Here is a 26,128-nt window from a genome sequence, read left to right as displayed (position 1 = left end):
ATGGGCGTCACGGCTTGGTGCCGGGGCCTCGAAGGCGCACCAAACGACGGACAGAGCCTGCAGCAGATGCAGGCGTGAACCGATCGTTCAAGGGCGACGAAGAGACCCGGCATGGCGCAGCCACTTCAAACGGTCGAAACCGGGAGAAGTAGCCGTGTGCGGACAAGCTGGCGTGACCATCGAAGAAGCGCAGCCCTTGCGGGAGGAGGTGGCCTTGTATGGGGACCCTGGGTCAGAGGGTGGCCGGGACCGGAGGTGCTGCTGTCACTCTTGCCGCGTAACAAACCCTCCATTATCGGCGAAGAGCGGCCTTACGTCAAAGAGGTTTGCGAAGCACTCAGCTGGCGGATACGGGTGTCGAGCTCGCGCCAGCGGGCCAGCGCCGCCGGGTCGCTGCCGGCGCGCTCGATGAGCGCACGCTGGGCGTCTTTCAGGGCGTCGATGCGCAGGCTGTCGACCACCCGGCGCAGGTCGGCGAACTGGATCTCGTCGGCCAGCACGCTCTCGGGCATCCAACGGGCGACGGTCTCGGCCCATTCGGTGTCCTGGAGAGCCTGTTCGAGCACGGCCCAGGGGGTTTCACCCTGGTCGTGGAGGTGGCGCTCCAGCCAGGAGCACAGCGGGCCATGAGGGGCGGGCAACTCGGCCAGCAGCTCGTGGTCGTCAGCGTCGAGCTGCTGCCACCAATCGCTGTGCAGGAGCAGCATCCGCAAGGCCGTGTCTTCCTTGCGGGCGGGGGCGGCGCGGCCGGCGAAGCGAGGCGCCCGCGTGGACCCTCGGGGCGACTGCGTCGCCAGCGGGATCGAGGACTCCAGTTCCTCATCCTTGGGCTGTGGCGGTCGCCGCTGCCCGCCGGTTACCTGCCACAGGCGTGACAGGTCGGGCCCCGCCAGCCCGGCCATTTGCGCCAGCTCGCCGAGCAGTTGCAGCTTCAAGGCGCCTTCCGGCAGGGCGGTCCACAGCGGTTTGGCGTTCGCCAGGAACTTGGCGCGGCCCTCGGCGCTGTCGAGATCGACCCCTTCGCGGGCGGCCTCGACGAGCTGGCGCGACAGTGGCACTGCCTGCGACACATACGCTTCGAACGCCTCCGTGCCGTGCTCTCGCACATAGGAGTCCGGGTCGTGCTCGGTGGGCAGGAAGAGGAAGCGGATGCTGCGAACGTCGGTCGCATGCGGCAGGGAGGCTTCGAGGGCGCGCCCCGCGGCGCGGCGGCCGGCGGCGTCACCGTCGAAGCTGAACACCACCGACTCGGTGAACCGGAAAAGCTTTTGCACGTGTTCGGCCGTGCAGGCGGTGCCCAAGGTGGCCACCGCATTGGGGAACCCCAGTTGCGCCAGGGCCACCACGTCCATGTAGCCCTCGACCACCAGCACGTAGCCTTTCTGGCGGATCGCGGCCCGGGCCTCGTGCAGGCCGTAGAGCTCACGGCCCTTGACGAACACAGGCGTCTCGGGCGAATTGAGGTATTTCGGCTCGCCCTTGTCGAGCACCCGGCCACCAAAGCCGATCACCTCGCCCTGCACCGAGCGGATGGGGAACATGATCCGGTCGCGGAAGCGGTCGTAGCGCTTGCGTTCCTCCTCGGTCTCGCCCTGGGCGATCACGAGGCCGCTTTCTTCCAGCAGCGGGTCGTCGTAGTGCGGGAAGACGCTCGCGAGGCCCCGCCAGCCGTCGGGTGCGTAGCCGAGGCCGAATGCCGCGGCGATCTCGCCTGTGAGCCCGCGGCCCTTCAGGTACTCCACCGCACGGGGGTTGCCCTTGAGCTGCTTGCGGTAGTGCTCGGCGGCCTTTGCCAGCACATCGTTCAACGTGGCCTGCTTCTGCTTCAGCTCAGCGGCGCGTTCACGCTCCTGGGGCGAGCGGTCGTCCTCCGGCACGGTGAGGCCCACCTGTTGCGCCAGGTCGCGCACGGCATCGATGAAGCCCATGCCGCTGTTTTCCATCAGGAAGCCGATGGCATTGCCGTGCACGCCGCAACCGAAGCAGTGGTAGGTCTGCCGGGTGGGGCTGACGATGAAACTCGGTGTCTTTTCGCCGTGAAACGGGCACAAACCTTTGTGGTTGATGCCCGCTTTCTTGAGCTGGACATAGCGGCCGACGACCTCGACGATGTCGACGCGGGAGAGCAGTTCCTGGACGAAGCTGGGCGGGATCACCCCGCCAGTCTAGAGCCTGCCTGCCGCCTCACCCGGGCATCAAAGCGCGAAGTCGTCGAGCTTCTTGCCGGAAGCGATGGCGGCCTTGAGCCAGTTGGGCTGCAGCCCGCGGCCGCTCCAGGTTTCGCCGGTCGCGCTGTTGCGGTACTTGGGCGCGACCTTCGTGCCTTTGCTGACGCCCGCCTTGGGGCCGGAGCCCTTGGTCGCCAGATCGGCCACCGTGAGCCCATATTCGGCCATGATGGATTTGACCTTTGCGATGGCGTCTTGGCGCTCGCGTTTTTGGGTCGCCTCGATTTCCTGTTCGAGTGCCGCGCGTTTTGCCAGCAAGTCTTGCAGTGAGGACATGAGAATCTCCCTTGGGTAGCGCCTGGGTATTAAGGCCGCGATTTTAGGGTCTGGAAACTCTCGTGCCGCCAAACTGGATTTGCACGTCGGGTCAAATGAGACTCGCTCCTCAGAATCGAGGAGTCGCCCATATTGCGCCCGGGCCAGATAAACGTCAGGCCGAGGGCGGGACATACCCCGCAGGCTGTTCGGCGCCTTCACCGAAGAAGAATCGTTCCATCTGGCGCGCCAGATACTGGCGGGCACGCTGGTCGGCCAGGTTCAAACGGTTCTCGTTGACCAGCATGGTCTGGTGTTTCATCCACAGCTGCCAGGCTTCCTTGCTGATCTCGTTGTAGATACGTTTGCCCAGCTCGCCCGGGTACGGCGCGAAATCCAGGCCTTCGCCTTCTTTCTTCAGATACACGCATTGAATGGTGCGGGCCATGAGGTACTCCTGTGAAATTGAGAATCTAAAACGGTCTTCAGGCCAGTTTCTTCACCAGCACCTGGGAGCGGCGGTCCCAGTTGTATTTGCGCTTGCGTGACTCGGGCAACCAGTCGGGGTCGACCTGCGCGAAACCGCGCTTGATGAACCAGTGCATGGTGCGCGTCGTCAGAACGAAGATGCTCGTCATGCCCATGGCCTTGGCGCGCTGTTCGATGCGCTTGAGGATGCGCTCGCCGTCGCCCTGGCCTTGCACGTTGTTGCTCACGGTGAGGGCGGCCATTTCGCCGGTCTTGGCTTCGGGGTAGGGGTAGAGCGCCGCGCAGCCGAAGATCACGCCGTCGTGCTCGATCACGGTGTAGTGGTCGATGTCGCGCTCGATCTCGGTGCGGTCGCGTTTGACGAGCGTGCCGTCTTTTTCAAACGGCTCGATCAGCTGCAGGATGCCGCCGATGTCGTCGGCGGTGGCTTCGCGCAGGCTCTCGAGTTTTTCGTCGACGATCATGGTGCCGATGCCGTCGTGCGTGAAGACCTCCATCAGCACGCCCCCGTCCACCTTGAAGGGCAGGATGTGCACCCGCTCCACGCCTTCCTTGCTGGCCTTGACGGCATGCTGCAGGTAGAAGGCCGTGTCGGTGGGCTGGGTCGGGTTCGGCAGTTGGGCGAGCAGCTTTTCGGCATCCGCCAGCGCCAGCTCCTGGTCGATCTCGACGTCTTCATCGCGCGGGTCGCCGGCATGCGGGTCTTGCGGGATGCCGCGAACCTCGGTCACGAAGAGCAGCTTGTCGGCCTGCAGCTCGATCGCCGCGCTGGTGGCCACGTCTTCCATGCTGAGGTTGAAGGCCTCGCCGGTGGGCGAGAAGCCGAAGGGTGAGAGCAACACCAGCGAGCCCGCGTCGATGTTCTGGCGGATGGCGATGGCGTCGATCTTGCGCACGAGGCCGGTGTGCTGGAAATCCACACCGTCGACGATGCCAACGGGCCGTGCGGTGATGAAGTTGCCCGAGATCATGCGCACGGCTGCGCCGGCCATGGGGGTATTGGGCAGGCCTTGTGAAAACGCCGCTTCGATCTCATATCGGAGCTGGCCCGCGGCTTCTTGCGCGCAGTCGAGCGCCACCGGGTCGGTGACGCGCATGCCGTGGCTGAAGCGCGAGACGTGGCCCTTGGCCTGCAGCTGCTCTTCCACCTGCGGGCGAAAGCCGTGTACCAGCACGAGCTTGACGCCCATCGCCTGCATCAGGGCGCAGTCCTGTGCGAAAGCCGTGAGCTTGCCCGCCGCGATCAGCTCGCCCGCGATGGCCACCACGAAGGTCTTGCCTCGATGCGCGTGGATGTGCGGCGCGACCGAACGGAACCACGGGACGAAGGTGTGCGGAAAGATGAGGTCCATGCGCGCGCCACAGGCGAGAGGCTGAAATAATCCGCGATTTTGCACGACGACCCTTGACGACAGACGCCCCCGCGCGTCGTGGCCGGCCCGCCCCGGTGACCGCGACGCCCTTGCCCCCGATCACCTTCCCTGAATCGCTGCCCGTCTCGGGCAAACGCGAGGAGATCGAACGCGCGCTGTCTCAAGCCCAGGTCGTGATCGTTTGCGGCGAGACCGGCTCCGGCAAGACCACCCAGCTGCCGAAGATTGCACTCGCGATGGGCCGGGGCCGTGCCAACACCGGCAAGCTCATTGGCCACACCCAGCCGCGGCGCATTGCCGCCTCCAGCGTGGCCAAGCGCATCGCCGACGAGCTGAAGACGCCGCTCGGCGAAATCGTGGGCTACAAGGTGCGCTTCCAGGACCGCCTGCAGCCGGACGCGAGCGTGAAGCTCATGACCGACGGCATCCTGCTCGCCGAGACGCAGACCGACCCACTGCTCAAGGCGTATGACACGCTGATCATCGACGAGGCCCACGAGCGCAGCCTCAACATCGACTTCCTACTCGGCTATCTGCGGCAGATCCTGCCACGCCGGCCCGACCTCAAGATCATCGTCACCTCGGCCACCATCGACGCCGACCGCTTCGCGCAGCACTTCGCGTCGCGCCACGGGCCGGCGCCGGTGATCATGGTGTCGGGGCGCCTCTTTCCGGTCGAGCAGCGCTACCGGCCGTTCGAGGAGAGCCGCGAGTACGGGCTCAACGACGCGATCGGCGATGCCGTCGACGAACTCTGGCGCGAAGGTGCGGGTGACGTGCTCGTCTTCCTGCCCGGCGAGCGCGAGATCCGCGAGGCCGCCGACCATCTTCGTCGCCACCATCCACCGGGCGTGGAAGTGGTGCCGCTGTTCGCCCGCCTCTCGCAGCAGGAGCAAGACCGCGTCTTCGAGCCGCACAGCGCCCGCCGCATCGTGCTGGCCACCAACGTGGCCGAGACCTCGCTGACCGTGCCGGGCATCCAATACGTGATCGACGCCGGCACTGCCCGCGTCAAGCGCTACAGCTACCGCAACAAGGTCGAGCAGCTGCAGATCGAAGCGGTGAGCCAGGCCGCGGCCAACCAGCGCGCCGGGCGTTGTGGCCGGGTCAGCAACGGCATCTGCATCCGCCTCTACGACGAGAAGGACTTCAACGAACGCCCGCGCTTCACCGACCCCGAGATCCTGCGTTCGTCGCTGGCGGGCGTGATCCTGCGCATGAAGTCGCTTGGGCTGGGTCTGGTCGAAGACTTCCCGTTCCTCGAGCCGCCCCCTCGCCGTGCGGTGGCCGACGGCTATCAGCTGCTCAACGAGCTCGGTGCCGTCGACGACCAGAACGAGTTGACCGCCACCGGCCGCGAACTTGCCAAGCTGCCGCTCGACCCGCGCGTCGGCCGCATGATCCTCGAAGCGCGCAACCGCCAAGCCTTGGCCGAGGTGCTCGTCATCGCGTCGGCCCTCAGCGTGCAGGACGTGCGCGACCGCCCCATCGAGCAGCAACAGGCCGCCGACAACGCCCACAAGAAGTTCGACGACGAGAAGTCGGAGTTTGTGGGCACGCTCAAGCTCTGGAAGTGGCTGGAAGACAGCAAAGGTGGCCAGGGCGAACACAAGCTGTCGAACCGCAAGCAGGAGCAGCTGCTGCGCGACAACTTCATCTCGCCGCGCCGCGTGCGCGAGTGGCGCGACATCCATTCCCAGCTGCACACGGTCGTGGCCGAACACGGCTGGCGGCTGAACGGTTCGCCCGCCACCTACGACCAGCTCCACATGACCATGCTCGCCGGCCTGCTGGGCAATATCGGCCTCAAGAGCGACGAGGACGACTGGTACCTTGGCGCACGTGGCATCCGTTTTTACAAGCACCCGGGCGCCAACCTGAGCAAGAAGCCGGGCCGCTGGATCGTCGCGGCCGAGCTGGTCGAGACCACGCGCCTTTTCGGCCGCGGCATCGCCAACATCGAGCCGCAGTGGCTACCGATCGTCGGCGCGCACCTCTTGAAGACGCAGCTGCTCGAGCCGCATTGGGAGAAGAAGGCCGGCGAGGTGGTGGCGCTGGAGCGCGCCACGCTCTACGGCATCGTGGTCTACAGCAACCGGCGGGTGAACTTCGGCAACGTCGACCCGGTCGCGGCGCGCGAGATCTTCATCCGCGAAGCGCTGGTGAATGGCGAGTGGGAGACACGCCTGCCGTTCCTCGCCGCCAACCGCAAGCTCATCCAGCAGGTCGAGGAACTGGAGCACAAGTCGCGCCGGCAGGACGTGCTGGTCGACGACGAGCTGATCTACGCCTTCTACGACCAGCAGCTGCCGGCCGATGTGGTGAGCGGCTCGACGCTGGAGCGCTGGTACCGCGAAGAGGTGAAGCGCCAGCCGAAACTGCTGCTGCTCACGCGCGACGAGCTGATGCGCCATGAAGCGGCCGGCATCACCACCGCGGCGTTCCCCAAGACCGTGCGCCTGGGCGGCGTGGACTGCAGCGCGACCTACCTCCACGAGCCGGGTGATGCGAAAGACGGTGTCACCGTCACCGTGCCCATCTTTGCGCTCAACCAGGTGAGCGACGAGCGCTGCGAATGGCTGGTGCCCGGCATGTTGAAGGACAAGGTGCTCGCGCTCGTGAAGAGCCTGCACCAGCGGCCACGTTCGCGCCTGGTGCCGCTGCCCGACTACGCCGCCGAGTTCTGCGAGCTCACGCCGTTTGCGCAAGGTTCGCTGGTCGACAGTCTGCTCAAGGCGGTGCGCGATCGCACGCAACTCGCGGTGCAACGCAACGACTTCAAGCTCGAACAGTTGCCGCCGCACCTCTTCATGAACTTCCGCGTGGTCGACGAGCACGGCCGGCAGCTCGCGATGGGCCGCAACCTCGCAAGCCTCAAGGCCGAGCTGGGCGGGCAGGCGCGCTCGGCGTTCCAGGCGCTGGCGGTGTTGCGCCCCGGCCTGCCGAAAGCGGCGGAGGCAGAGCCTGTGCCCGCCGCCGCGGCGAAACCCCATGCGCCGGTCAAAGCCGAGATCGTCGCGCCCCCGACCACGAGCGATGCCCGCTACACCGACTGGACCTTCGGCGAGCTGCCAGAGTTGATGGAAGTCAAGCGTGGCAGTCAGAGCCTCGTCGGCTTCCCGGCTTTGATCGACAAGGGCGACCACGTGCTGATCGAGGTGTTCGACGAGCCCGACATCGCTGCGGCCAAGCACCGCGCCGGCTTGCGCCGCCTGGTCGCGTTGCAGATCAAGGATGCGCTCAAGTACCTCGAGAAGAACATCCCCGACCTGCAGAAGATGGCCGTCTTCTACATGCCGCTCGGCACGGCCGACGAGTTGCGCCAGCAGATCGTCGATCTGGCCCTCGACCGTGCCTTTCTCGGTGATCCGCTGCCGACCGATGCGCAAGTGTTCCGCAAGCGCATCGACGAAGGCCGTGGTCGCCTCACGCTGATTGCCAACGAGGTGGCGCGCGGGGCGCTGGCCATCCTCACCGAATACGCCGCCGCAGCGCGCAAGTTGAAGGACGCCCGGCCGCCAAAAGACGTCGCCGACGACATCCAGGCGCAGCTCATGCGCCTCTTGCCGAAGCGCTTCGTGCTCGACACCCCTTGGGCCCAGCTGGCGCATCTGCCGCGCTACCTGAAGGGCGTGACGATGCGGCTCGACAAGCTGCGCAGCGACCCCACCCGTGACGCCACACGCCTCGCCGAGATGCGTCCGCTGGAGCAGCGCTACCTGCGGCTGATGGCCGACCGGCGGGGCGTGCGTGATGCACGGCTCGATGAATTCCGCTGGCTGCTCGAAGAGCTTCGCGTGAGCCTCTTCGCGCAGGAGTTGCGCACACCTCAGCCGGTGAGCGTGAAGCGGCTCGAGAAAGCTTTGCAGCAAATCAACGCCTGAGCGCGCGAATACCCTGGGTACAATGCGCGCCGATCGGAGCGTAGCGCAGCCTGGTAGCGCAACTGGTTTGGGACCAGTAGGTCGCGAGTTCGAATCCCGCCGCTCCGACCATTCTTCTGTGGGTCACCCCCTCACTGCCCGTAGCTCAACTGGATAGAGCAGCTGCCTTCTAAGCAGCAGGTCGGGGGTTCGAGTCCCTCCGGGCAGGCCAGCTCTGGCCGCCGTGCCTCATACCCTCACCCAAACAGCTGCCAGGCAAGGGCGCCCAAGACGGCGATGAGCACTGCCGCCATCGTGGCAATCACCGGGAGGCGTTGCTTCCACGGATTGCGCCGACGGATGCTCGGCATGGGCGTGTAGGGCAGTGGTTCGTAGTCGGCCGGCTCATCCACCGAGAGATTGGGCAGCGAGTCTCGGCCTTCCAGGTCATCGAATGGGTTGACGATGCGCAGCGGAGGCAATGCCGGCTCGGCCTCTTCGGTGAGCGTCGGGACCTCCGGGACCTGAAACGGCTCCACGTCTTCGGCGGACGGCGCGGGCCCGCGCTCGAAGTTGGCCAACAGGGCCAGCACGCTTTCGCTGGAGTTCAACGGGTACGCAGGCGGTGCCGGCGGGATGGGCTCGCGCTTGTGGCGCTTGGCCCGCTTCTTCTCCGCGATACCAACGGGCGCCACCAGCGGTGCCGCCGACGAATCGGGCGCAAACAGCTCGCGAAACTCGGTGATCGTGCCGGGTGCATGAAGCAGCGGCTGAGCCAAAGCGGTGTCGATTGCGGAGAGGAACTCTGGCTTGTATTCCAACGCCGACGCGCTGCTCTTGAAGCGCAGCAGCACGTCGGCCAAAGACGGGTAGCGCAGTGCCTGCCCCTGACGCACGGGCGCCCAGTCACCGCTGACCGCGAAGTGCAGCACCGCCGCCACGGCGCGCAGGTCGGTGCTCATCGTCGCCTCCACGCGCGCAGGGTCGGCGTAGGCGTCGACATACGGCTTGTTCGGGTCGCTCTGAACCGCCTGGTGCACGGCGTCGAAGTCCATCAGCACGGGTTGGCCGTCTTCGCCGATGTAGATGTTGAGGGGCTCGACCTGGCCGTGCGCCAAGCCGGCCTGGTACAGCGTGCGCAGGGCGTCCAGCAGGCCTTCGAGCAAGGCTTCCATCTGCGCTTGCGAAGCAGGCTCGGCGATGCCGGTTCGCCACGCGAGCAGCGTGGTGCCGCTGAGGTAGGGCATCGAGCGGTACGCGGTGCCGTTGTCTTCCCACACCGCGCTCACGCGCAAGAGGTTGGGGTGCTCGAACTGCGACAGGGTCAGCGCTTCGGCCAGGAAGGCTTGCAGGCCGCGCTCGAACGCCGGCAGATGCGCCGGGTCGGTCACTTCGACCCGACCGTCACGCGTGCGTGTGGCCAGGCTCGACGGCATGTACTCCTTGATGGCGACCGTGCTGCCATCCTGCAGCTGGCGCCCGAGGTACAGCACACCGAAGCTCGTGAGCCCGATCACCTGCACGATCTCGAAGTCGCACAGCCTTTCGCCCGGATGGAGCGTCTGGCCGGCGATGGCGGGCATCGGACCTGAAGGCTGAAGTGGCTCGGACAAGTTCATCGGGCGCGCTAAACCATCGCCCAGACGGGCGAAAGTGTGTATTTTGACGCGGACAGTACGCGCTTTCGCCGATTTCGCGACCCCGGGTCTAGGGGGCGCAGGCCACCTTCAGTGCCCGCCGGTCAACGTCGCTCGTACTGCTGCTTGCCGAAGAGCACGTCGCGCGCTTGTGAGTCGACCAGCGGTTTGCGCAGGTCGGCCAGCACTTCCACCCCACGCTGCACGGCAGGCCGCGCCGCGATCTCGTCGAACCAGCCCTTGAGGTGCGGGTAGTCGGCCCAGTCGATGCCCTGGTTCTTCCACGAGCGCAGCCACGGGAAGATGGCGATGTCGGCAATCGTGTACTCGGGGCCGGCGATGTACTTGCTCTTGGCCAGGCGCTTGTCCATCACGCCATAGAGCCGCTTGGCTTCGTTGGTGTAGCGGTCGATGGCATAGGGCAACTTCTCGGGCGCGTAGATGCGGAAGTGATGCGCCTGGCCGAGCATCGGGCCCACGCCGCCCATCTGGAACATCAGCCACTCCAGCACCTCGTAGCGCCCACGTACCGTGCTGGGCAGAAAACGCCCGGTCTTGCCGGCGAGGTAGAGCAGGATGGCGCCCGATTCGAACAAGGAGATCGGCTCGCCATCCGGCCCGTCGGGGTCGACGATGGCGGGGATCTTGTTGTTCGGGCTGATCGCCAGGAACTCAGGCTTGAACTGGTCGCCGGCGCCGATGTTCACCGGGTGCGCGCGGTAGGGCAGGCCGCACTCCTCGAGCATGATGTGGACCTTGTGGCCGTTGGGGGTAGCCCACGAATACACGTCGATCATCGCTATAGTCTCCTGTCATCGCGGCAACTGCCGTGTGCCCACTCTAGTGGATGCCACCTCATCATGCTTGATGCATTCAAGAAGCTGATTTCCCGCCCGGCTCCTGGCCCGGTGTGGCGCGAGGTCGAGGAATGGGCCAAGTACAACAAGCTCAAGTACAAGCGTGAAGCCGAAGGCGAAGGCTTCGTCATCACCGGCGGCATGGAGAGCAAGCCGTGGCGCCTGGAGTGGGGCCCGCCGCAGCGCCAGTACATCGACGGCCATGAGCTGCGCCTGCGCATGGAGCTGGGCCTGTCGCACAACCTGCAGGTGCTGCTGATCTCTCAAGGCCTGCTCGAAAACCTGGAGCGCCAGGCCTTCGAGCGCTTCACCGAAAGCACGCAGACGGTGATCGACGGCAACACGCCGGAAGAGATGCGCTGGCTGGCGATGTTTCCGAAGGTGCCGTACAAGGCGGCGAAAGAGGTGCGCTCGCGCTTCGGTCTGGTCAGCAGCTCGCAACCCGAGGCGGCGTCGTGGGTCGAGGGCGCGTTGGCCAAGCAACTGGAAGAGTCGCTGGCCGGCTTCCTGAAATCAGACCCGCCCTTCGTGCTGATGCTGCTGCGCGGCCGGGCTTACCTGCGCTTGCAATTGCCCGAGCCTGAAGTGGCGCTCATGACGCAGGCGGTCGGGCTCTTCGAGGTCGCCGTCTTGCAGGCGCTGCGCGTGGCGGGTGTGGGCGCTGAAGGTTCGCCCGATTGGCACACGACCGGCTCCACCGCCTGGCAAACCCAGCTCGGCCCGGAAGACCCGCCGAAGGGGCGTTGACCCCTCCGGCAGTGCGTTGCCCTCAGGCGGCGTAGCGCCCGAGTTCCAGCTTGGCGATGGCGTTGCGGTGCACTTCGTCCGGGCCGTCGGCATAACGCAACGTGCGGGCCATCGCATAGAAGTAGGCGAGCGGGAAGTCGTCCGACATGCCGCCGCCACCGTGCACCTGCATGGCCCAGTCGATCACCTGGCAGGCCATCGACGGCGCCACCACCTTGATCATCGCGATCTCGGCCTTGGCGGTCTTGTTGCCGGCCACGTCCATCATCCAGGCTGACTTGAGCGTGAGCAGGCGGGCCTGCTCGATGCGGCAGCGGGCTTCGGCGATGCGCTCGCGCGTCACGCCTTGCTCGGCCACGGTGCGGCCGAAGGCCACGCGCGAGCTGGCACGCCGGCACATCAGTTCAAGCGCACGCTCGGCCAGGCCGATCAGTCGCATGCAGTGGTGGATGCGGCCCGGGCCGAGGCGGCCTTGGGCGATCTCGAAGCCACGGCCTTCGCCGAGCAGCACGTTGCTCACCGGCACCCGCACGTTCTCGAACAGGATCTCGCAGTGGCCGTGCGGCGCGTCGTCGTAGCCGAAGACGGGCAGGGGGCGGATCACGGTGATGCCCTTGGTGTCGGCCGGCACGAGGATCATCGACTGCTGGCTATGGCGCGGCGCGCTCGGGTCGGTCTTGCCCATGAAGATGTAGATCGCGCAGCGCGGGTCGCCGGCGCCCGAGATCCACCACTTGCGGCCGTTGATGACGTACTCGTCGCCCTGGCGTTCGATGCGCGCTTCGATGTTGGTCGCATCCGACGAGGCCACGGCCGGCTCGGTCATCGCGAAGGCGCTGCGGATCTTGCCGTCGAGCAGCGGCTCGGCCCAGCGCTTCTTGTGCTCAGCCGTGCCGTAGCGAATGATGGTTTCCATGTTGCCGGTGTCGGGCGCCGAGCAGTTGAAGACCTCGCTTGACCACATCACGCGGCCCATGATCTCGGCCAGCGGCGCGTATTCCTGGTTCGACAGGCCGGGGCCGTATTCGGCTTCGCGCACCGAGCCGTCGGCGCTCGGCGGCAGGAAGAGGTTCCACAGTCCTTGTGCGCGGGCCTTGACCTTCAGCTCTTCGATCGTCTCGAGCGGCGTCCAGCGCTTGCCGGCCTTGGTGTTGGCTTCGATCTCGGCGGTGTAGCGCGCTTCGGCCGGGTAGATGTAGTCGTCCATGAAGCGCAGCAGGTTGGCTTGCAGCTCCTGGGTACGTGGGGAATAGGCGAAGTCCATGTGCGTCTCCTTGGGTGATCCGGGGGTGAGAGAGGGTTCAGGCCTGCTGGGCAAAGTGCCAGGCCATGTCGGCCAGCGGGCGGGCGCTCGCGGCCACCTGGCGCGCTTCGGCGCTGGAGGCAGTGCCGTTCTCCACGCGTTTGGCGATGCCTTGCGAGATGCCGGCGGCGCGGAAGAGGTTGTAGGCGAGGTAGAAGTTCCAGTCGGCTTCTACGCTGGCCACGTCGTGGCGGCCTGTGCGCTCGCAGTAGCGGCGCAGGTAGTCGGCCTCTGTCGGGATGCCCAGTGACGCGAGGTCGAGCCCGCCGATGCCACGGAAGGTGGCCTGCGGGATGTGCCACGACATGCAGTGGTAGCTGAAGTCAGCGAGCGGATGGCCGAGCGTCGACAGTTCCCAGTCGAGCACGGCGATGGCACGTGGCTCGGTCGGGTGGAACATCAGGTTGTCGAGGCGGTAGTCGCCGTGCACGATCGACACTTGCGATTCATCACGTGCGCTGGCCGGCATGTGCGCCGGCAGCCACTCCATCAGCCGGTCCATCGCCTCGATGGGCAGGGTGATCGAGGCGACGTACTGCTTGCTCCAGCGTGCGATCTGGCGCTCGAAGTAGCTGCCGGGCTTGCCGTAGTCGGCGAGGCCGATCGCCTTCACGTCGACCTGGTGCAGGGCGGCGATCACGCGGTTCATCTCGTCGTAGAGCGCGGCGCGTTCGTCGCGCGACATGCCGGGCAGGGACTGGTCCCACAGCACCCGGCCTTGCATGAACTCCATGATGAAGAAGGCGCGGCCGATCACCGATTCGTCTTCGCAGAGCAGGTGCATCCGTGGCACCGGCACGGCGGTGCCTTGCAGTGCCGACATCACGCGGTACTCACGCTCGATCGCGTGCGCCGACGGCAGCAGCTTGGCCACCGGCCCCGGCTTGGAGCGCATCACATAGGAACGCTCCGGCGTGACGAGCTTGTAGGTGGGGTTGGACTGGCCGCCCTTGAACTTCTCGATCTGCAGCGGGCCGCGATAGCCGGGCAGATGGGCCTGCAGGTAACGCTCGAGCGCCTGCGTGTCGATCGTATGGGGGCTGGTGTCGGTACTCATGGGTCACCGGCACCAGGGTGCCGTCAGCGTTCGGAAAGTGAGATCAGCTTCTCGCGCGAGAGCACCACGAGGCGCGTGGGCTCGATGCGCACCGCGCCGGCACGCTCGAAGCCCTTGAGCTCCTGGTTCACACGCTGGCGCGAGGCGCCGAGAAGCTGCGCCAGGTCTTCCTGCGCCAGCTGCAGGCCGATGCGGATCTCGTCGCCTTGCTTCACGCCGTAACCGCGCGCCAGCAGCAGGATCTGCTTGGCCAGGCGTGCCGACAACGGCCGCGTGTTGAGGTCTTCGATCATGTCGAACATCAAGCGCAGGCGGCGGCAGTTGAGGCGCAGCAGCGCTTCGTACAGCTCGGGGAATTGCGCGAGCAGCTCCTGGAAGTCGGGCTTGCGCACCACGAGCAGGGTGGTCTCGCCGTGCGCATACGAATCGTGCGTGCGCGGGAAGTTGTCGAACAGCGAGATGTCGCCGAACCACACGCCCGGCTCCACATACGTGAGCGTGATCTCCTTGCCCGAGAGCGACACCGAGCTCACGCGCACCGCGCCTTTGGCCACGCCCGACCAGCTCTCGGCTTGCGCGCCGCGCGACGCGAGCATCGCGCCATCGGCCAGGCGCCTCACATGGGCTCTCGACAAGATGGCTTCCCGCAGAGGCTGTGAGAGTTTGGAGAACCACGCGCCGGACTCGATGTTGGACTGCTCTTCGATTGTAAGAACGGGGCTGTTCATGGTTGTCTCTGTCGCGACAGCAATCGCTGTGGTGTCTGCGCTGTGGTCTTACTCGAATGCGGGCGGCCGTTTGTCCAGGAAAGACTGAAGGCCTTCACCGCTGTTCGGGTGGAAGAGGTTGTCGAGGAAATGCTCGCGCTCGAGGTCGAGCTGCTGCGTCAGGCTGCGCTCGGGCCACTGGTTGACGAGCTCCTTGGCACTGGCAATCGCATTGGGAGCGCAGGCCGCGAGCTGCTCGGCAATCGCGAACGCCTGAGCACTCGTCTGTCCTTTGGGCACCACCCAGTTGACGAGGCCGTGCGCCTGCAACTGCGCTGCCGTCACGGGCTCGTGGAGCCACAGCATCTGCAGCACGAGGTTGCGCGGCAGGCGCTGCATGAGTTGCCAGGTCGCGCCGCCGTCGGGTGAGAGGCCGATGCGGCCATACGAGAGGATGAACTTCGCGTCTTCGGCGGCCACGATCAGGTCACAGGCGAGGGCCAGTGAGAAGCCGCCCCCTGCGGCTGCACCTTCGACGGCTGCGATCACCGGCTTCGGGAAGACACGCAGCGCTTCCACGAAACCATGGAAGCGCTGGAGCATGTTGTCCTGGACGGAGCGGTCGGCCTGGCGGTTGGACTTGAGGCGCTGCAGGTTGCCGCCCGCACAGAAGAAGTCGCCTTCACCGCGCAGCACGATGCAGCGCACGCTCGGGTCGCTCTCGGCCACGTCGAGCGCTTCGATGCCGGCGGCGAAGACCTGCTCCGACAGCGTGTTGCGCGTGTCCGGGTCGCTGAGGGTCAGGACCAGGGCCGCATCACGGCGTTCGGCGTGCAGTTCTGATGGCATGTGGCGGGTGTCGAATAGGTGCTCGAGGCACACCGGCCATTGTGTCATGCAGCATGGAATGCCGCTCTGCGAGCCCCGCTTCGCCTCGGAGAACGGGTGCTTCATGCTAGAGTGAATCGATACCCCCGCTGCCCCACGAATGCAGAGATTTGTCACCTCGCTCGCGCTGTCGCTCGCCCTTGGGCTGGGCACGGATGCCGCGACGGCGCTGGGGCTGGGCAAGGTCGGCACCACGGCCGTCTTGGGGCAGCCGCTCAACCTCACCATTGGCCTGCGCCTCGATGCCGGTGAGACCATCGAGCCGCGGTGCGTCAAGGCCGAAGTGAACTTCGGCGACCGGGTGTTGCCTGAGAACGTGGTCCGTACCCGTCTCGAGACCGCCGCGACGACGGGCGAGCGCCGCATCCGCGTGAGCACCACCCTGGCGGTGGATGAGCCCGTCGTGGCAGTGCATCTCCAGCTGGGCTGCCCCTCGAGCCTCTCGCGCAACTTCACACTGCTGGCCGATCCGCCAGGGTCTGCTGCCGTGGCTGCGGCATTGCCAGACCGCTGGGAGGCCGACCGGGCCGAGACCGCGGTGTCTCCTGTGCTCTCGGCCGTGCCGCCCGCTGCGCAGGCCTCCACCCCGACGTCGGCCACCCCCCGCGCGCGCTTGCGCCGTGGCGAGACCGAGCGCGCGGCCTCGGCAGATGCCGCCCCGGCGCGCACCGCCACCAAGCCTCGCGCCCCGGCGCCGGCGCCGGCCGCCCGTCCGCGCGGGCCAGTGCTGCGGCTGGACCCGGTCGAGGCCGATGCGCTGATCCTGCCGCAGCTGCAGATGGAAACCCGGCTCAGCATGCCGCCCGAGGGCGCCGCTTCGGGCGGTGCCCCACGCTACGTCGACCCGGAAGTGGCCTTGCGGCGTGAGGAGTTGGAGCGACTGAAGGCGATGGAGGCCGCGCTGCAGAAGCTGCGTGTCGACGGCCAGGCGACGCAGAAGTCGCTCGAGCAGATGCAGGCGCGCGTGCGCGAGGCCGAAGCCAGCCGCTATGCGAACCCGCTCGTCTATCTGCTGGTGTTTCTCTGCCTGCTGCTGACGGCGGCATTGGGGGCGATGTGGTGGCTGCGCAAGCGCGACCGCGCCGCGGCCGCCTGGTGGGCCGAGCAACCCGGCGGGGCGGCGGCTGCATCTTCGCTCCTGGAAGAAGGCCTGGACGACCCCACCAAGGCGCCCAGCGTGTCAGGCGTGGTCTCGGCGCCTTCGCCACTGCCGGCCGCGGCGCCATCGGCCGACAGCGTGTCGCCGGCCCCGGCCCCCCTCATGGCGGTGCGCGCCACCGAGCCCGATGCGGTGGTCGAGCCTCGCCGGCCGATGTCGGCCGAGGAGCTGATCGACCTGGAGCAGCAGGCCGAGTTCTTCGTCGTGCTGGGCCAGGACGAAGCGGCCATCGACCTGCTCATGGGCCACGTGCGCAGCACGGGCGGCGTGAGCCCCTTGCCGTACCTGAAGCTGCTCGAGATCTACCGCCGCCGCGGCGAGCGTGAGCCCTACGACCGCATCCGCGAGCGCTTCAACCGCCGCTTCAATGCCTATGCGCCAGAGTGGGATGTCGACCCCGAAGCCGGCCTCAACCTCGAGGGCTACCCCGAGGTGATGCAACGCCTGCAAGACGCCTGGAGCCGCCCGTCACAGGCGATGGAGCTGCTCGACACTGCGCTTTTCCGCCGCGATGCAGGCCCGACCTTCGATGTGCCGGCCTACCGCGAGCTGCTCTTCCTCTACAGCACCGCGCGTGATCTGGCCGAGCGCGCCGTCGATGTGGAGGGGGTGGATTTGCTCCTGCCGATCGGCGATCAAGCGGCGTCGACCGTGACCAGCGTGCCCGCGTCGCCCGAGCCCGCCGAGCCGCCGGCGAGCTTCTCGCTCGACCTCGACGTGTCGACCGACCGGCCGCCGCTGACGCTGGATGACCTCGACTTCAAGGACGAGTTCAAGAACGGCATCAAGAAGCAAAGCGATCGTTGAGCCGCTCCAGCGCGAGCTTCAGCGTCTCGTCTTTCTTCGCAAAGCAGAAACGCGCCAGCTTCTGCTCGAAGCCTCCGGGGTAGAAGGCCGATAGCGGAATCGCCGCCACGCCCACTTCGCTCGTGAGCCAGCGGCAGAACGCCTCTTCGCTCAGGTCGCTCACCTCGGAGTAGTCGACGCTCTGGAAGTAGCTGCCAGTGGTGGGCAGCAGCCTGAGCCGGGTCGACGCCAGCCCGTCGCGGAAGAGGTCGCGCTTGCGCTGGTAGAAGCCGGGCAGCTGCTCGTAGGGTGCGGGGTCGGCCATGTAGTCGGCGAGGCCGTGTTGCACCGGCGTGTTGACGGTGAACACATTGAACTGGTGCACCTTGCGGAACTCGGCCATCAGCGGCGCGGGTGCGGCCACGTAGCCCACCTTCCAGCCGGTCACGTGGTAGGTCTTGCCGAAGCTCGACACCACGAAGCTGCGCGCTGCGAGCTCCGGGTGGCGCGAGACGCTCTCGTGCTGCGCGCCGTCGAACACCATGTGCTCGTAGACCTCGTCGGCGATCACGAGGATGTTGGTCGGGCGCAGCAGCTCGGTGAGGCGCCGCATGTCGTCGGCCGACCAGACGGTGGCGCTCGGGTTGTGCGGCGTGTTGATGAGGATGGCGCGGGTGCGCGGGCCGATGGCGGCGGCGATGCGGTCGAAATCGGGCCGGAAGCTGCGCGGCGTGAGCGGCACGTGCACCGCGTGGCCGCCGGCCAGCTCGATGTTGGGCTCGTAGCTGTCGTAGCTCGGGTCGAGCACGATCACTTCGTCACCCGGGTGCACGATGGCGAGGATGGCGGTGAGGATGGCCTGCGTCGCACCCGCCGTGATGGTGATCTCATTCACCGGGTCGTAGCTGTGGCCGTAGAGCCGCGTGAGCTTGCTCGCGATGGCTTCGCGCAGCGGCAGCACGCCGGCCATCGGCGGGTATTGGTTGAGGCCGCGGCGCATGGCGGCGTTCACCGCATCGAGCAGGCGCGGGTCGCAGTCGAAATCCGGGAAGCCCTGGCCGAGGTTGACGGCATTGTGCTGCTGCGCCAGCGCCGACATCACGGTGAAGATGGTGGTGCCGACCTTCGGCAGCCGGCTCGTGATCGCGGGTGGGGTGAAGCGGGTGCTCATAGCTGGTAGTCGCTGGTGTCGGTGCTGCCCTCGCGGGACGACATGGCCTTGGTGATGAGGGCGCGGTTGAGGCGCTCCGACAGCATCTCGGCAAACGAGAACACGAAGTTGCGCAGGTACGCCCCGCGCTTGAAGGCCACGCGCGTGATGCTGCGGCCGAAGAGGTGGCCCACGGGGCGCGAGATCAGCTCGCCGCCGGGTGGGTCGTCGCGCACCGCGATCTCGGCCACGATGCCCACGCCCAGCCCCAGGCGCACGTAGGTCTTGATCACGTCGGCGTCGATGGCTTCCAGCACGATGTTGGGCTTGAGGTGGCGCGCTGCGAACGCCTGGTCGACCCGCGTGCGCCCGCTGAACGACGGGTGGTAGGTGACGATCGGCTCACGTGCCAGGTCTTCGAGGCTCAAGCGCTCGTGTTGCGCGAGTGGGTGGCTGGCCGGCATCACCACCGCGTGCTGCCATTCGTAGCAAGGCAGGGACACGAGTTCGTCCACGTCGCCGATGGATTCGGTGGCGATGCCGATGTCGGCCACTTCCTCTTGCAGCATCTGCGCCACCTGCGCGGGCGAGCCCTGGTGCAGGCTGATGTTGACCTTGGGGAAGCGCTTGCGCAGCTGGGCCAGCGGCTCGGGCAGGAAGTAGCGGGCCTGGCTGTGCGTGGTGGCGATGGAGAGCGTGCCGCTGTCCTGCTTGGAGAACTCTTCGCCGATGCGCTTCAGGTTGTTGACCTCGCGCATGATGATCTCGATGCTGGCCAGCACGTGCTGGCCGGGCTCGGTCACCCGGCGCAGGCGCTTGCCGTGGCGGGCAAAGATGTCGACGCCCAGCTCGCCCTCGAGTTCGAGGATGGCCTTGGAGATGCCGGGCTGCGAGGTGAAGAGCGCCTTGGCGGTCTCGGTCAGGTTGAGGTCACGCCGGACCGCTTCCTGGACAAACCGGAACTGGTGGAGGTTCATATATCCAGAGCAGTATGTGAGCTGCCCGGATTATTCCACCCTGTGTATTAAGAAGCGAGATGCAGGGCCGCTTCGGCCATGGCCTGGACCACGCTCTCGATCTCGCCGATCGCCGGCTTGAGCGACCAGCTCACCTGCGGGTAGGCCGCGGCCAGGCCGGCGAGCAGGGCGGGCAGGTCCTTGCGCACATGACCACCGGCCCCAAGGAAGAGCGGCACCACGGCCACCTCCGTGCAGCCTTGCGCGGCGAGTCGTGCTCCCGCTTCGGGCAGTGCCGGGCTCATGAACTCCAGGAACGCCAGCTGGACGGGCATCTCGGGGCGTTGGGCGCGCACGAGCGCGGCCACGGCTTCGAAGGGCAAGGCCCAGTTCGGGTCGCGGGCGCCGTGGGCGAAGAGCAGCAGGCCGGGCGTGCTCATCGGTATCGCACCAGCCAGCTGAACGCGGCCATCGAGAGGAGGAGGTAGAGCAGGCTGGGTGTCGCGGCCACGATCCATGGCGTCCAACCCCGCAGCAGGCCGAGGTGCTGCGCGACATTGTTGAGCAGCACGAAGCTGATGCCCAGCATGATCCCGCCGAAGACCTTGAGGCTCACGCCGCCTGCGCGGCCGTGCAGGTAGGCGAAGGGCAGGGCCAGACCGATCATCACCAGGCAGGCCAGCGGGTAGAGCGCGCGCTTCCAGAAGCGGATCTCGTAGCGCTGGGCGGCCTGTTCGTTGTCGGCCAGGTGGTTGATGTAGCGGAAGAGTTCGAGCGTCGACATCGACTTTTCAGACAGCACGGCCGCTGCCACCACGCTCGCGGGCAGCGAACTCGCCCAGTCGTAGGTGGCGCGTTTCTCTTCGGTGACGTTGAGCTGGAAGCCGGGCGCGTCGATGGCGCTCCAGTCGGTGATGGTGACGTTGGCGAGCGACCAGACGCCGTCCTTGCTCACGTTGCCACTGGCCGCGCCGATGCGGCGCAGCAGGCGGCCGTTCTGGTCGAACTCGAAGACGCGCACGTTGAGCAGCTCGCCGCCCGAGTTGGCCCGCTCGACGTTGATCGAGTACGAGCGCTCGCCCTGAGGCGTCATGGTCTTGTCTTTCAGCCACGCGCCCGAGCCGCCCACGCTGAAGCCGCCCTTGGCGCGCGACTGCACCAGGGTCGCGGCCCGCTCGCTGAGCGGCGCCACGTAGTCGCCCACCACGAAGGTCATCACCGCGAAAGCCACGCCGAGACCGGCCAGCAGTGTCAGCGCACGGCCAGGTGCGAGGCCGCCCGTGCGCAGGATGGTGAACTCCGACGACTGCGCCATGCGCGAGAGCGCATAGATGGTGCCGATCAGCACCGCGATCGGCACCAACTCGTACAGATGCCCCGGCAGCTCGAGGATGGAGTGCAGCGCGGCATGGAAGGCGGTGTAGCCCTTGCCCACGTCGGCCAGCTCGTCGACGAAGTCGATGAAGAAGAAGAGCGACAGGAAGGCCAGCGCCACGAAGAACACCGAGGAGACGATGTCGCGGTAAAGCAGTCGGCGAACCGTTTTCATGACAGCCCCTCGTCCGACGGGTACGTCGGCCGATCCCCCAGGGGGATGGCGGGCCGGCTTGGGAGCGGCCCGGCGCTCGGCCCGCGAGCGGCGGTTGACATGTGCGGTCTCATGCGGTGACCGCCTTCCGTGCGGGCAGCAGCTGCAAGTGCGTGCCGTGGTCACGCCACCAGATGAGCCCGACCGCCACGAGGAAAGCGCCACCGTGGATCACGGCCAGCGCCGCGCCCATCTCCAGCTTGCCGCTCGACACCCAGGCCTTGGTCAGGTTGATGAGGTTGTAGTAGACGACGAAGGCCAGCAGTGCGAAGAGCAGGTTCCAATTGCTCGCCCGGCGCGGCGAGGTGGCCGACAGGCCGATGCCCAGCAGCAGCAGGTTGCCCGCGCCGAGCGCGAGCCCGAGCCGCCAGGCCAGCTCGCCGCGGCCGGCAGCGTCGGTGTCGCGCACGAGGTCGGCGCTGCGCTGTGCCTTGGGCGGCAGCTTCTCCACGCTGCTCAGCGCCTTCTCGCCGGCCTGCACCCGATAGGTCTCGAAGCGTGAGGCGGTCTTCTCGTTCGTCTTCAGGTTCTGCTCGCTGCGCTGGCCGTTGTCGAGCACGAGGAAGTTGGCCTCCGCTGTGTTCTCGATGCGCCCGCTGCGGGCGGAGGTGACCGATTCGCTGTCGCCGTGGCGGGCGAGGATGAAGACGTTGCGCGCGTCGCGGCCGTTGTCGGTGGAGCGCTCGATGAAGAAGACGCGCTGCCCGTCACGCGAGGTCTGGAACTGGCCGGGCGCCACGCGAGACAGGTCGGAGCGTTGCTCGAAGCGCTCGCGCATCTCGTTGCTCTTCTGGTTGACCCACGGCCACACGAAGAGCACCAGCAGCGCCACGACGAGCAACACCGGCCAGCTCACCCGCAGCACCGGCCGCACGAAGCGCGAGAGGCCCACCCCACTGGCAAACCAGATGGCCATTTCGCTCTCGCGGTACATGCGCCCGAGCGTGGCCACGACCGAGATGAAGAGCGAGAGCGCCAGCATCGTCGGCAGGTGGGCGAGGGCGAAATAGCCGAGCAGCAGCACCACGTCTTGCGGCGAAATGCGGCCCACCGCCGCCTGCCCGAGCGTGCGGATCAGCATCATCGTCACGACGATGGTGAGGATGACCACGAGGGTCGCGCCGAAGGAGCGCGACAGGTCTCGCCTCAGAGAGGAATCGAATAACATCGTTGGATCATTGAAAGGGCCGCCGCATTATGGACTTCCGTCATCAGATCGCCGCAGCTGCGGCCTTGTCTTCCGTCACCGCCGATGCACTGGTGCTCGTGGTGGCCGGCGAGGCGGTCGATGCGTCGCTCGATGCCAAGCTCGCGTCGCCGCTGAACGATGCGCTGGCCCATCACGACTGGAAACTCAAGTCCGGCAACAAGCTCTACCTGCACCGCCCGGCCGGCGTGAAGGCCGCGCGTGTGGTCGCGGTTGCGGCAGGCAAGGGCGGTGTCAAGGAATTCAAGTCGGCCGTGGCCGCGGGCGTGGGCCAGGTCAAGGGCCTGGGCGTGCGCCATGTGGCGGTCGCGCTCATTGGCGGTGAACTCGACGACGCGCACGCCGAAGCCGCCGCCACGGCCACCGCCGACGCCATCTACCAGTACCGCGACACCAAGCCCAGCGCGCCGCCGGCGCCCCAGGTCGACAAGCTCACGTTCCTGTGCACCAAGGCGCAGGCCAAGGCCGTGCAGGCCGGCTTGCTGCGAGGCCAGGCCATCGCGGCCGGCGTGACCTTCGCGCGCAACCTCGGCAACCGCCCGGCCAACCACTGCACGCCAAGCTACCTGGCCGACCAGGCCAAGAAGCTCGGCCGTGCGCACGAGCTCAAGGTCGAAGTGCTCGACCGGAAAGACGTCGAGAAGCTCGGTATGGGATCCTTCCTCGCGGTGGCCCAGGGCTCGCACGAGCCCTTGAAGTTCATCGTGGCCCGCTACCACGGCGCGGCCAAGACCGAGGCCCCCATCGTGCTCGTGGGCAAGGGCATCACCTTCGACACCGGCGGCATCTCCATCAAGCCGGCGGCCGGCATGGACGAGATGAAGTTCGACATGGGTGGTGCGGCCAGCGTGCTCGGCACCTTGCGCGCCGTGGCCGAACTCAAGCCCAAGCTCAACCTCGTGGTGATCGTGCCCACCTGCGAGAACATGCCCGACGGCCGCGCCATCAAGCCGGGTGACGTCGTCACGAGCATGTCGGGCCAGACCATCGAGATCCTCAACACCGACGCCGAAGGCCGCCTCATCCTCTGCGATGCGCTCACCTATGCCGAGCGCTTCAAGCCGGCGGCTGTGGTCGACGTGGCCACGCTCACCGGCGCGTGCGTGGTGGCACTGGGCAACCTCAACACCGGCCTCTTCTCGCCCGACGACGCGCTCGCCGACGACCTGCTCGCCGCCAGCCGCGCCGCGCTCGACCCGGCCTGGCGCATGCCGCTCGACGAGGAATACGCCGAAGGCCTGAAGAGCAACTTCGCCGACATCGGCAACGTCGGCCCGCGCGAGGGCGGGGCCATCACTGCCGCGATGTTCCTCAAGAAGTTCACCGGCAAGTACCGTTGGGCCCACCTCGACATCGCCGGCACCGCCTGGAAGTCGGGCACCGCCAAGGGCTCGACCGGCCGGCCGGTGCCCTTGCTGACGCACTTCGTGCTGTCGTTCGCCTCGCGACGGGCGGGCTGACGTCTCCATCGAGCCGTGACCGAGGTCAGCTTCCATTTCAACGTGCCCGACCGCATGGGCTATGCCTGCCGCCTGCTGCGCAAAGCGGTGCGCCGCGGCGCCAAAGTGGTGGTCAGCGCACCAGGAGACGTTCTCGCGCGCTTCGACAAGCAGCTCTGGGTCTTCGAGCCGCTCGACTTCGTGCCGCACGTCTACGCGCGGCCGGGCCAGGTGCCCGCGGCTCGCCTGCGCGACACCCCGGTGTGGCTGAGCGAGCAGGTGCGCGAGGCACCGCACCACGAGGTGCTGCTCAATCTCGGCAACGAGCTGGTCGACGGTTTCGAGACGTTCGCGCGGGTGATCGAGCTGGTCTCGCACGACGGCGAAGATCGCCAGGCCGGCCGCGCCCGCTGGAAACACTACAGCGACCGTGGCTATGAGATCGCCCGCCACGATGTCGCCCAGGAAGCGCAGCCGTGAAGCCGAACGTCCCGCCGCCCCAGCCGCCGCAGCGTGTCCCGGTGCTCACCGAGGTTGTGGTGCTACCCAAGACGCAGCCCGCCGTCGAGGACGACGAGTTCCCGCCGTTGCCGGTCGATCCGGCGTTCGCCGCGACGGCACCCGCGCCGCTGGGCCGCCCTGAGCGCGCGGCGCCGGTGGTGCCGGCTCCGCCTCCTGCGCCCGTTGCGCCGGCCGCGGTCATCGACGAAGCCCGCGTGGTGCAGCGCGTGCTGGCCGATCTCGACAAACAGCTCGACCTGATGTTCGAGCACCGCCTGCGCGAGTCGCTCTCGCCGGTGCTTGCGCGCATGACCGACAGCCTCGTGCGCGAGATGCGCGCACAGCTCGCCGCCAACCTGCGCGAGATGGTCGCCCGCGCCGTCTCGCTCGAACTCGACCGCCTGCAAAAGCGCTGATCCAAATGCGCTGATCGAGAGGCCCGTGCGGCGGGTGTTTTAGAGCAACACCTCGTATTGCTTTTTCGCCGGGATTCGAGATCATGGCGGACTGTCTGAGACAGCAGGCATAGGCACAAGCTTTGCTCATCAGCTTTCCCAACCCTCAAGGAAACACTTATATGAAGAGATCGACCTTTGCGCTCTCCGCGATGGCCACCGTTGCCCTCGTGATGTTGTCGGCCTGCGGCAAGAAGCAAGAAGCCGCCGCACCGGCAGCATCGGCTCCCGCCTCGGCTCCGGCCGCTGCCGCCGACTCCTCGGTGATCAAGATCGGTCACGTGGCCCCCACCAGCGGCGCCATTGCCCACCTCGGCAAGGACAACGAGTACGGCGCCCGCATGGCGATCGACGAGCTGAACGCCAAGGGCGTGATGATCGGCGGCAAGAAGGTCACCTTCGAGCTGGTTGCCGAAGACGACGCAGGCGACCCGAAGCAAGGCACCGCGGCCGCGCAGAAGCTGGTCGACTCCAAGGTCAACGGCGTGGTCGGCCACCTGAACTCGGGCACCTCGATCCCGGCCTCCAAGATCTACAGCGACGCTGGCATTCCGCAGATCTCGCCGTCGGCGACCAACCCCAAGTTCACCCGCCAGGGCTTCAAGACCACCTTCCGCGTGGTGGCTGACGACGTGCACCTCGGGGGCACCCTCGGCAAGTACTCGATCGCCCAGCTCAAGGGCAAGTCGATCGCCGTCATCGACGACCGCACCGCTTACGGCCAGGGCGTTGCCGAAGAGTTCGAGAAGGGCGTTGCTGCCGCAGGCGGCAAGGTCGCGGCTCACGAGTTCACCACCGACAAGGCCACCGACTTCACCGCCATCCTGACCAAAGTGAAGGCCGTCAAACCTGACGTCGTGTTCTACGGCGGCATGGACGCGGTGGCCGGCCCGATGATCCGCCAGGCCAAGCAACTGGGCATCAAGGCCAAGTTCATGGGTGGCGACGGCATCTGCACGGGCGAGCTGCCCAAGCTGGCCGGTGGCGCGATGGCCGACGGCCAGGTGGTGTGCGCCGAAGCCGGTGGCGTGGAAGGCGAGCAGAAGGCTGGCCTGGAAGAGTTCAAGACCAAGTTCAAGGCCAAGTTCAACACCGACGTGCAGATCTATGCACCGTATGTGTACGACGCCGTGAACGTGATGGTCGCCGCCATGGTCAAGGCCGACTCGGCTGATCCGGCCAAGTACCTGCCGGAGCTGGCCAAGACCGCCGACTTCAAGGGCGTGACCGGCACCATCTCGTTCGACGAGAAGGGCGACGTCAAGAACGGCGCGCTGACGCTCTACACCTACAAGGGTGAGAAGCGCGAGCAGATCGCCGTGGTGCGCTGAGCTTCCGTTCCATGCAAAAGAAAAGGGCGCCGCGAGGCGCCCTTTTTCATGTCTGGCGGAGAGGGCGGGATTCGAACCCGCGGAGGGCTATTAACCCTCACACGCTTTCCAGGCGTGCGACTTAAACCGCTCATCCACCTCTCCGGAAGCGG

Annotated in this window: 22 protein-coding genes and 3 tRNA genes; 9 read left to right on the top strand and 16 right to left on the bottom strand. The window is 66.9% G+C overall.

What is annotated here, in order from left to right:
- Positions 1-311: 311 nt before the first annotated feature.
- From dnaG to argA, 4 genes are all read right to left on the bottom strand, one after another.
- Positions 312-2,156: a DNA primase gene (dnaG, locus tag KF892_04500; protein MBX3624252.1), complete on the bottom strand. Its 1,845-nt coding sequence runs from the start codon at positions 2,154-2,156 to the stop codon at positions 312-314.
- Between the two features lie 39 nt (positions 2,157-2,195).
- Positions 2,196-2,504, bottom strand: coding sequence for an H-NS histone family protein (locus KF892_04495; GenBank protein ID MBX3624251.1), 309 nt, complete (start codon positions 2,502-2,504; stop codon positions 2,196-2,198).
- A gap of 154 nt (positions 2,505-2,658) precedes the next feature.
- Positions 2,659-2,931 carry an oxidative damage protection protein gene (locus tag KF892_04490; protein MBX3624250.1) on the bottom strand — a complete coding sequence of 91 codons (273 nt, stop codon included), beginning with the start codon at positions 2,929-2,931 and terminating at the stop codon, positions 2,659-2,661.
- Between the two features lie 37 nt (positions 2,932-2,968).
- Positions 2,969-4,324: an amino-acid N-acetyltransferase gene (argA, locus tag KF892_04485; protein MBX3624249.1), complete on the bottom strand. Its 1,356-nt coding sequence runs from the start codon at positions 4,322-4,324 to the stop codon at positions 2,969-2,971.
- Between the two features lie 53 nt (positions 4,325-4,377).
- Between argA and hrpA the strand changes: the two genes are divergently transcribed.
- The 3 genes from hrpA (at position 4,378) to KF892_04470 (ending at position 8,440) form a co-directional block, all read left to right on the top strand.
- Complete coding sequence (gene hrpA, locus KF892_04480) at positions 4,378-8,229, top strand: ATP-dependent RNA helicase HrpA (GenBank protein ID MBX3624248.1); 3,852 nt, start codon at positions 4,378-4,380, stop codon at positions 8,227-8,229.
- A 34-nt stretch (positions 8,230-8,263) separates the two neighbouring features.
- A tRNA-Pro gene (locus tag KF892_04475) sits at positions 8,264-8,340 on the top strand.
- A 23-nt stretch (positions 8,341-8,363) separates the two neighbouring features.
- A tRNA-Arg gene (locus KF892_04470) sits at positions 8,364-8,440 on the top strand.
- Positions 8,441-8,465: 25 nt separating this feature from the next.
- Here KF892_04470 and KF892_04465 read toward each other — a convergent pair.
- Together KF892_04465 and KF892_04460 are read right to left on the bottom strand one after the other, a co-directional pair.
- Positions 8,466-9,791, bottom strand: coding sequence for a hypothetical protein (locus tag KF892_04465; protein ID MBX3624247.1), 1,326 nt, complete (start codon positions 9,789-9,791; stop codon positions 8,466-8,468).
- A gap of 158 nt (positions 9,792-9,949) precedes the next feature.
- On the bottom strand, positions 9,950-10,642 hold the full coding sequence (locus tag KF892_04460; GenBank protein ID MBX3624246.1) for a glutathione S-transferase N-terminal domain-containing protein: 693 nt from the start codon (positions 10,640-10,642) through the stop codon (positions 9,950-9,952).
- 63 nt (positions 10,643-10,705) lie between these two features.
- On the opposite strand from KF892_04460, the gene KF892_04455 reads away from it, so the two are divergent.
- Complete coding sequence (locus tag KF892_04455; GenBank protein ID MBX3624245.1) at positions 10,706-11,449, top strand: hypothetical protein; 744 nt, start codon at positions 10,706-10,708, stop codon at positions 11,447-11,449.
- 22 nt (positions 11,450-11,471) lie between these two features.
- Here KF892_04455 and KF892_04450 read toward each other — a convergent pair whose 3' ends face one another.
- Genes KF892_04450 through KF892_04435 form a run of 4 tightly spaced genes read right to left on the bottom strand, consistent with a single transcriptional unit; the run spans position 11,472 to position 15,365 of the window.
- Positions 11,472-12,713, bottom strand: coding sequence for an acyl-CoA dehydrogenase family protein (locus KF892_04450; GenBank protein ID MBX3624244.1), 1,242 nt, complete (start codon positions 12,711-12,713; stop codon positions 11,472-11,474).
- 37 nt (positions 12,714-12,750) lie between these two features.
- Complete coding sequence (locus KF892_04445; GenBank protein ID MBX3624243.1) at positions 12,751-13,809, bottom strand: phosphotransferase; 1,059 nt, start codon at positions 13,807-13,809, stop codon at positions 12,751-12,753.
- 23 nt (positions 13,810-13,832) lie between these two features.
- Positions 13,833-14,537 carry a Crp/Fnr family transcriptional regulator gene (locus KF892_04440; protein ID MBX3624242.1) on the bottom strand — a complete coding sequence of 235 codons (705 nt, stop codon included), beginning with the start codon at positions 14,535-14,537 and terminating at the stop codon, positions 13,833-13,835.
- A 48-nt stretch (positions 14,538-14,585) separates the two neighbouring features.
- On the bottom strand, positions 14,586-15,365 hold the full coding sequence (locus KF892_04435) for an enoyl-CoA hydratase (GenBank protein MBX3624241.1): 780 nt from the start codon (positions 15,363-15,365) through the stop codon (positions 14,586-14,588).
- Between the two features lie 139 nt (positions 15,366-15,504).
- On the opposite strand from KF892_04435, the gene KF892_04430 reads away from it, so the two are divergent.
- A complete protein-coding gene (locus KF892_04430; protein ID MBX3624240.1) occupies positions 15,505-17,370 on the top strand; it encodes a hypothetical protein in 1,866 nt (621 codons plus the stop codon).
- Here KF892_04430 and KF892_04425 read toward each other — a convergent pair.
- From KF892_04425 to lptF, 5 genes are all read right to left on the bottom strand, one after another.
- Positions 17,348-18,520, bottom strand: coding sequence for a pyridoxal phosphate-dependent aminotransferase (locus KF892_04425; GenBank protein ID MBX3624239.1), 1,173 nt, complete (start codon positions 18,518-18,520; stop codon positions 17,348-17,350). The genes KF892_04430 and KF892_04425 overlap by 23 nt on opposite strands.
- Complete coding sequence (locus tag KF892_04420) at positions 18,517-19,476, bottom strand: CysB family HTH-type transcriptional regulator (protein MBX3624238.1); 960 nt, start codon at positions 19,474-19,476, stop codon at positions 18,517-18,519. Before KF892_04420 ends, KF892_04425 begins: the two co-directional genes overlap by 4 nt.
- A 47-nt stretch (positions 19,477-19,523) precedes the next feature.
- Positions 19,524-19,895, bottom strand: coding sequence for a CbiX/SirB N-terminal domain-containing protein (locus tag KF892_04415; GenBank protein ID MBX3624237.1), 372 nt, complete (start codon positions 19,893-19,895; stop codon positions 19,524-19,526).
- Positions 19,892-21,004, bottom strand: coding sequence for an LPS export ABC transporter permease LptG (lptG, locus tag KF892_04410; protein MBX3624236.1), 1,113 nt, complete (start codon positions 21,002-21,004; stop codon positions 19,892-19,894). The genes KF892_04415 and lptG overlap by 4 nt, the downstream gene beginning before the upstream one ends.
- 109 nt (positions 21,005-21,113) lie before the next feature.
- Positions 21,114-22,211 carry an LPS export ABC transporter permease LptF gene (lptF, locus tag KF892_04405; GenBank protein MBX3624235.1) on the bottom strand — a complete coding sequence of 366 codons (1,098 nt, stop codon included), beginning with the start codon at positions 22,209-22,211 and terminating at the stop codon, positions 21,114-21,116.
- A 29-nt stretch (positions 22,212-22,240) separates the two neighbouring features.
- On the opposite strand from lptF, the gene KF892_04400 reads away from it, so the two are divergent.
- The 4 genes from KF892_04400 to KF892_04385 all read left to right on the top strand — a co-directional run bounded on the left by KF892_04400 (position 22,241) and on the right by KF892_04385 (position 25,976).
- A complete protein-coding gene (locus KF892_04400) occupies positions 22,241-23,710 on the top strand; it encodes a leucyl aminopeptidase (GenBank protein MBX3624234.1) in 1,470 nt (489 codons plus the stop codon).
- A 15-nt stretch (positions 23,711-23,725) separates the two neighbouring features.
- Positions 23,726-24,169, top strand: a complete 444-nt coding sequence (locus KF892_04395; GenBank protein MBX3624233.1) for a DNA polymerase III subunit chi — start codon at positions 23,726-23,728, stop codon at positions 24,167-24,169.
- A complete protein-coding gene (locus tag KF892_04390) occupies positions 24,166-24,606 on the top strand; it encodes a hypothetical protein (GenBank protein MBX3624232.1) in 441 nt (146 codons plus the stop codon). Before KF892_04395 ends, KF892_04390 begins: the two co-directional genes overlap by 4 nt.
- Positions 24,607-24,767: 161 nt before the next feature.
- Entirely contained in the window at positions 24,768-25,976 is a 1,209-nt protein-coding gene (locus tag KF892_04385) for a branched-chain amino acid ABC transporter substrate-binding protein (protein MBX3624231.1), read from the top strand.
- A 53-nt stretch (positions 25,977-26,029) separates the two neighbouring features.
- Here the strand turns inward: KF892_04385 and KF892_04380 are convergent.
- A tRNA-Ser gene (locus KF892_04380) sits at positions 26,030-26,120 on the bottom strand.
- Between the last annotated feature and the right edge of the window lie 8 nt (positions 26,121-26,128).

Source organism: Rhizobacter sp. (genome assembly GCA_019635355.1).
Lineage (GTDB): Bacteria > Pseudomonadota > Gammaproteobacteria > Burkholderiales > Burkholderiaceae_C > Rhizobacter.
Note: the sequence above shows the minus strand (reverse complement) of the source record. Positions and strands in the feature narration are given on the sequence as shown.

Coding starts and splice junctions, on each gene's coding strand:
- KF892_04495 (MBX3624251.1), bottom strand. CDS start 2,504: ATGTCCTCACTGCAAGACTTGCTGGCAAAACGCGCGGCACTCGAACAG.
- KF892_04490 (MBX3624250.1), bottom strand. CDS start 2,931: ATGGCCCGCACCATTCAATGCGTGTATCTGAAGAAAGAAGGCGAAGGC.
- argA (MBX3624249.1), bottom strand. CDS start 4,324: ATGGACCTCATCTTTCCGCACACCTTCGTCCCGTGGTTCCGTTCGGTC.
- KF892_04465 (MBX3624247.1), bottom strand. CDS start 9,791: ATGCCCGCCATCGCCGGCCAGACGCTCCATCCGGGCGAAAGGCTGTGC.
- KF892_04460 (MBX3624246.1), bottom strand. CDS start 10,642: ATGATCGACGTGTATTCGTGGGCTACCCCCAACGGCCACAAGGTCCAC.
- KF892_04455 (MBX3624245.1), top strand. CDS start 10,706: ATGCTTGATGCATTCAAGAAGCTGATTTCCCGCCCGGCTCCTGGCCCG.
- KF892_04450 (MBX3624244.1), bottom strand. CDS start 12,713: ATGGACTTCGCCTATTCCCCACGTACCCAGGAGCTGCAAGCCAACCTG.
- KF892_04445 (MBX3624243.1), bottom strand. CDS start 13,809: ATGAGTACCGACACCAGCCCCCATACGATCGACACGCAGGCGCTCGAG.
- KF892_04440 (MBX3624242.1), bottom strand. CDS start 14,537: ATGAACAGCCCCGTTCTTACAATCGAAGAGCAGTCCAACATCGAGTCC.
- KF892_04435 (MBX3624241.1), bottom strand. CDS start 15,365: ATGCCATCAGAACTGCACGCCGAACGCCGTGATGCGGCCCTGGTCCTG.
- KF892_04430 (MBX3624240.1), top strand. CDS start 15,505: ATGCAGAGATTTGTCACCTCGCTCGCGCTGTCGCTCGCCCTTGGGCTG.
- KF892_04425 (MBX3624239.1), bottom strand. CDS start 18,520: ATGAGCACCCGCTTCACCCCACCCGCGATCACGAGCCGGCTGCCGAAG.
- KF892_04420 (MBX3624238.1), bottom strand. CDS start 19,476: ATGAACCTCCACCAGTTCCGGTTTGTCCAGGAAGCGGTCCGGCGTGAC.
- KF892_04415 (MBX3624237.1), bottom strand. CDS start 19,895: ATGAGCACGCCCGGCCTGCTGCTCTTCGCCCACGGCGCCCGCGACCCG.
- lptG (MBX3624236.1), bottom strand. CDS start 21,004: ATGAAAACGGTTCGCCGACTGCTTTACCGCGACATCGTCTCCTCGGTG.
- lptF (MBX3624235.1), bottom strand. CDS start 22,211: ATGTTATTCGATTCCTCTCTGAGGCGAGACCTGTCGCGCTCCTTCGGC.
- KF892_04400 (MBX3624234.1), top strand. CDS start 22,241: ATGGACTTCCGTCATCAGATCGCCGCAGCTGCGGCCTTGTCTTCCGTC.
- KF892_04385 (MBX3624231.1), top strand. CDS start 24,768: ATGAAGAGATCGACCTTTGCGCTCTCCGCGATGGCCACCGTTGCCCTC.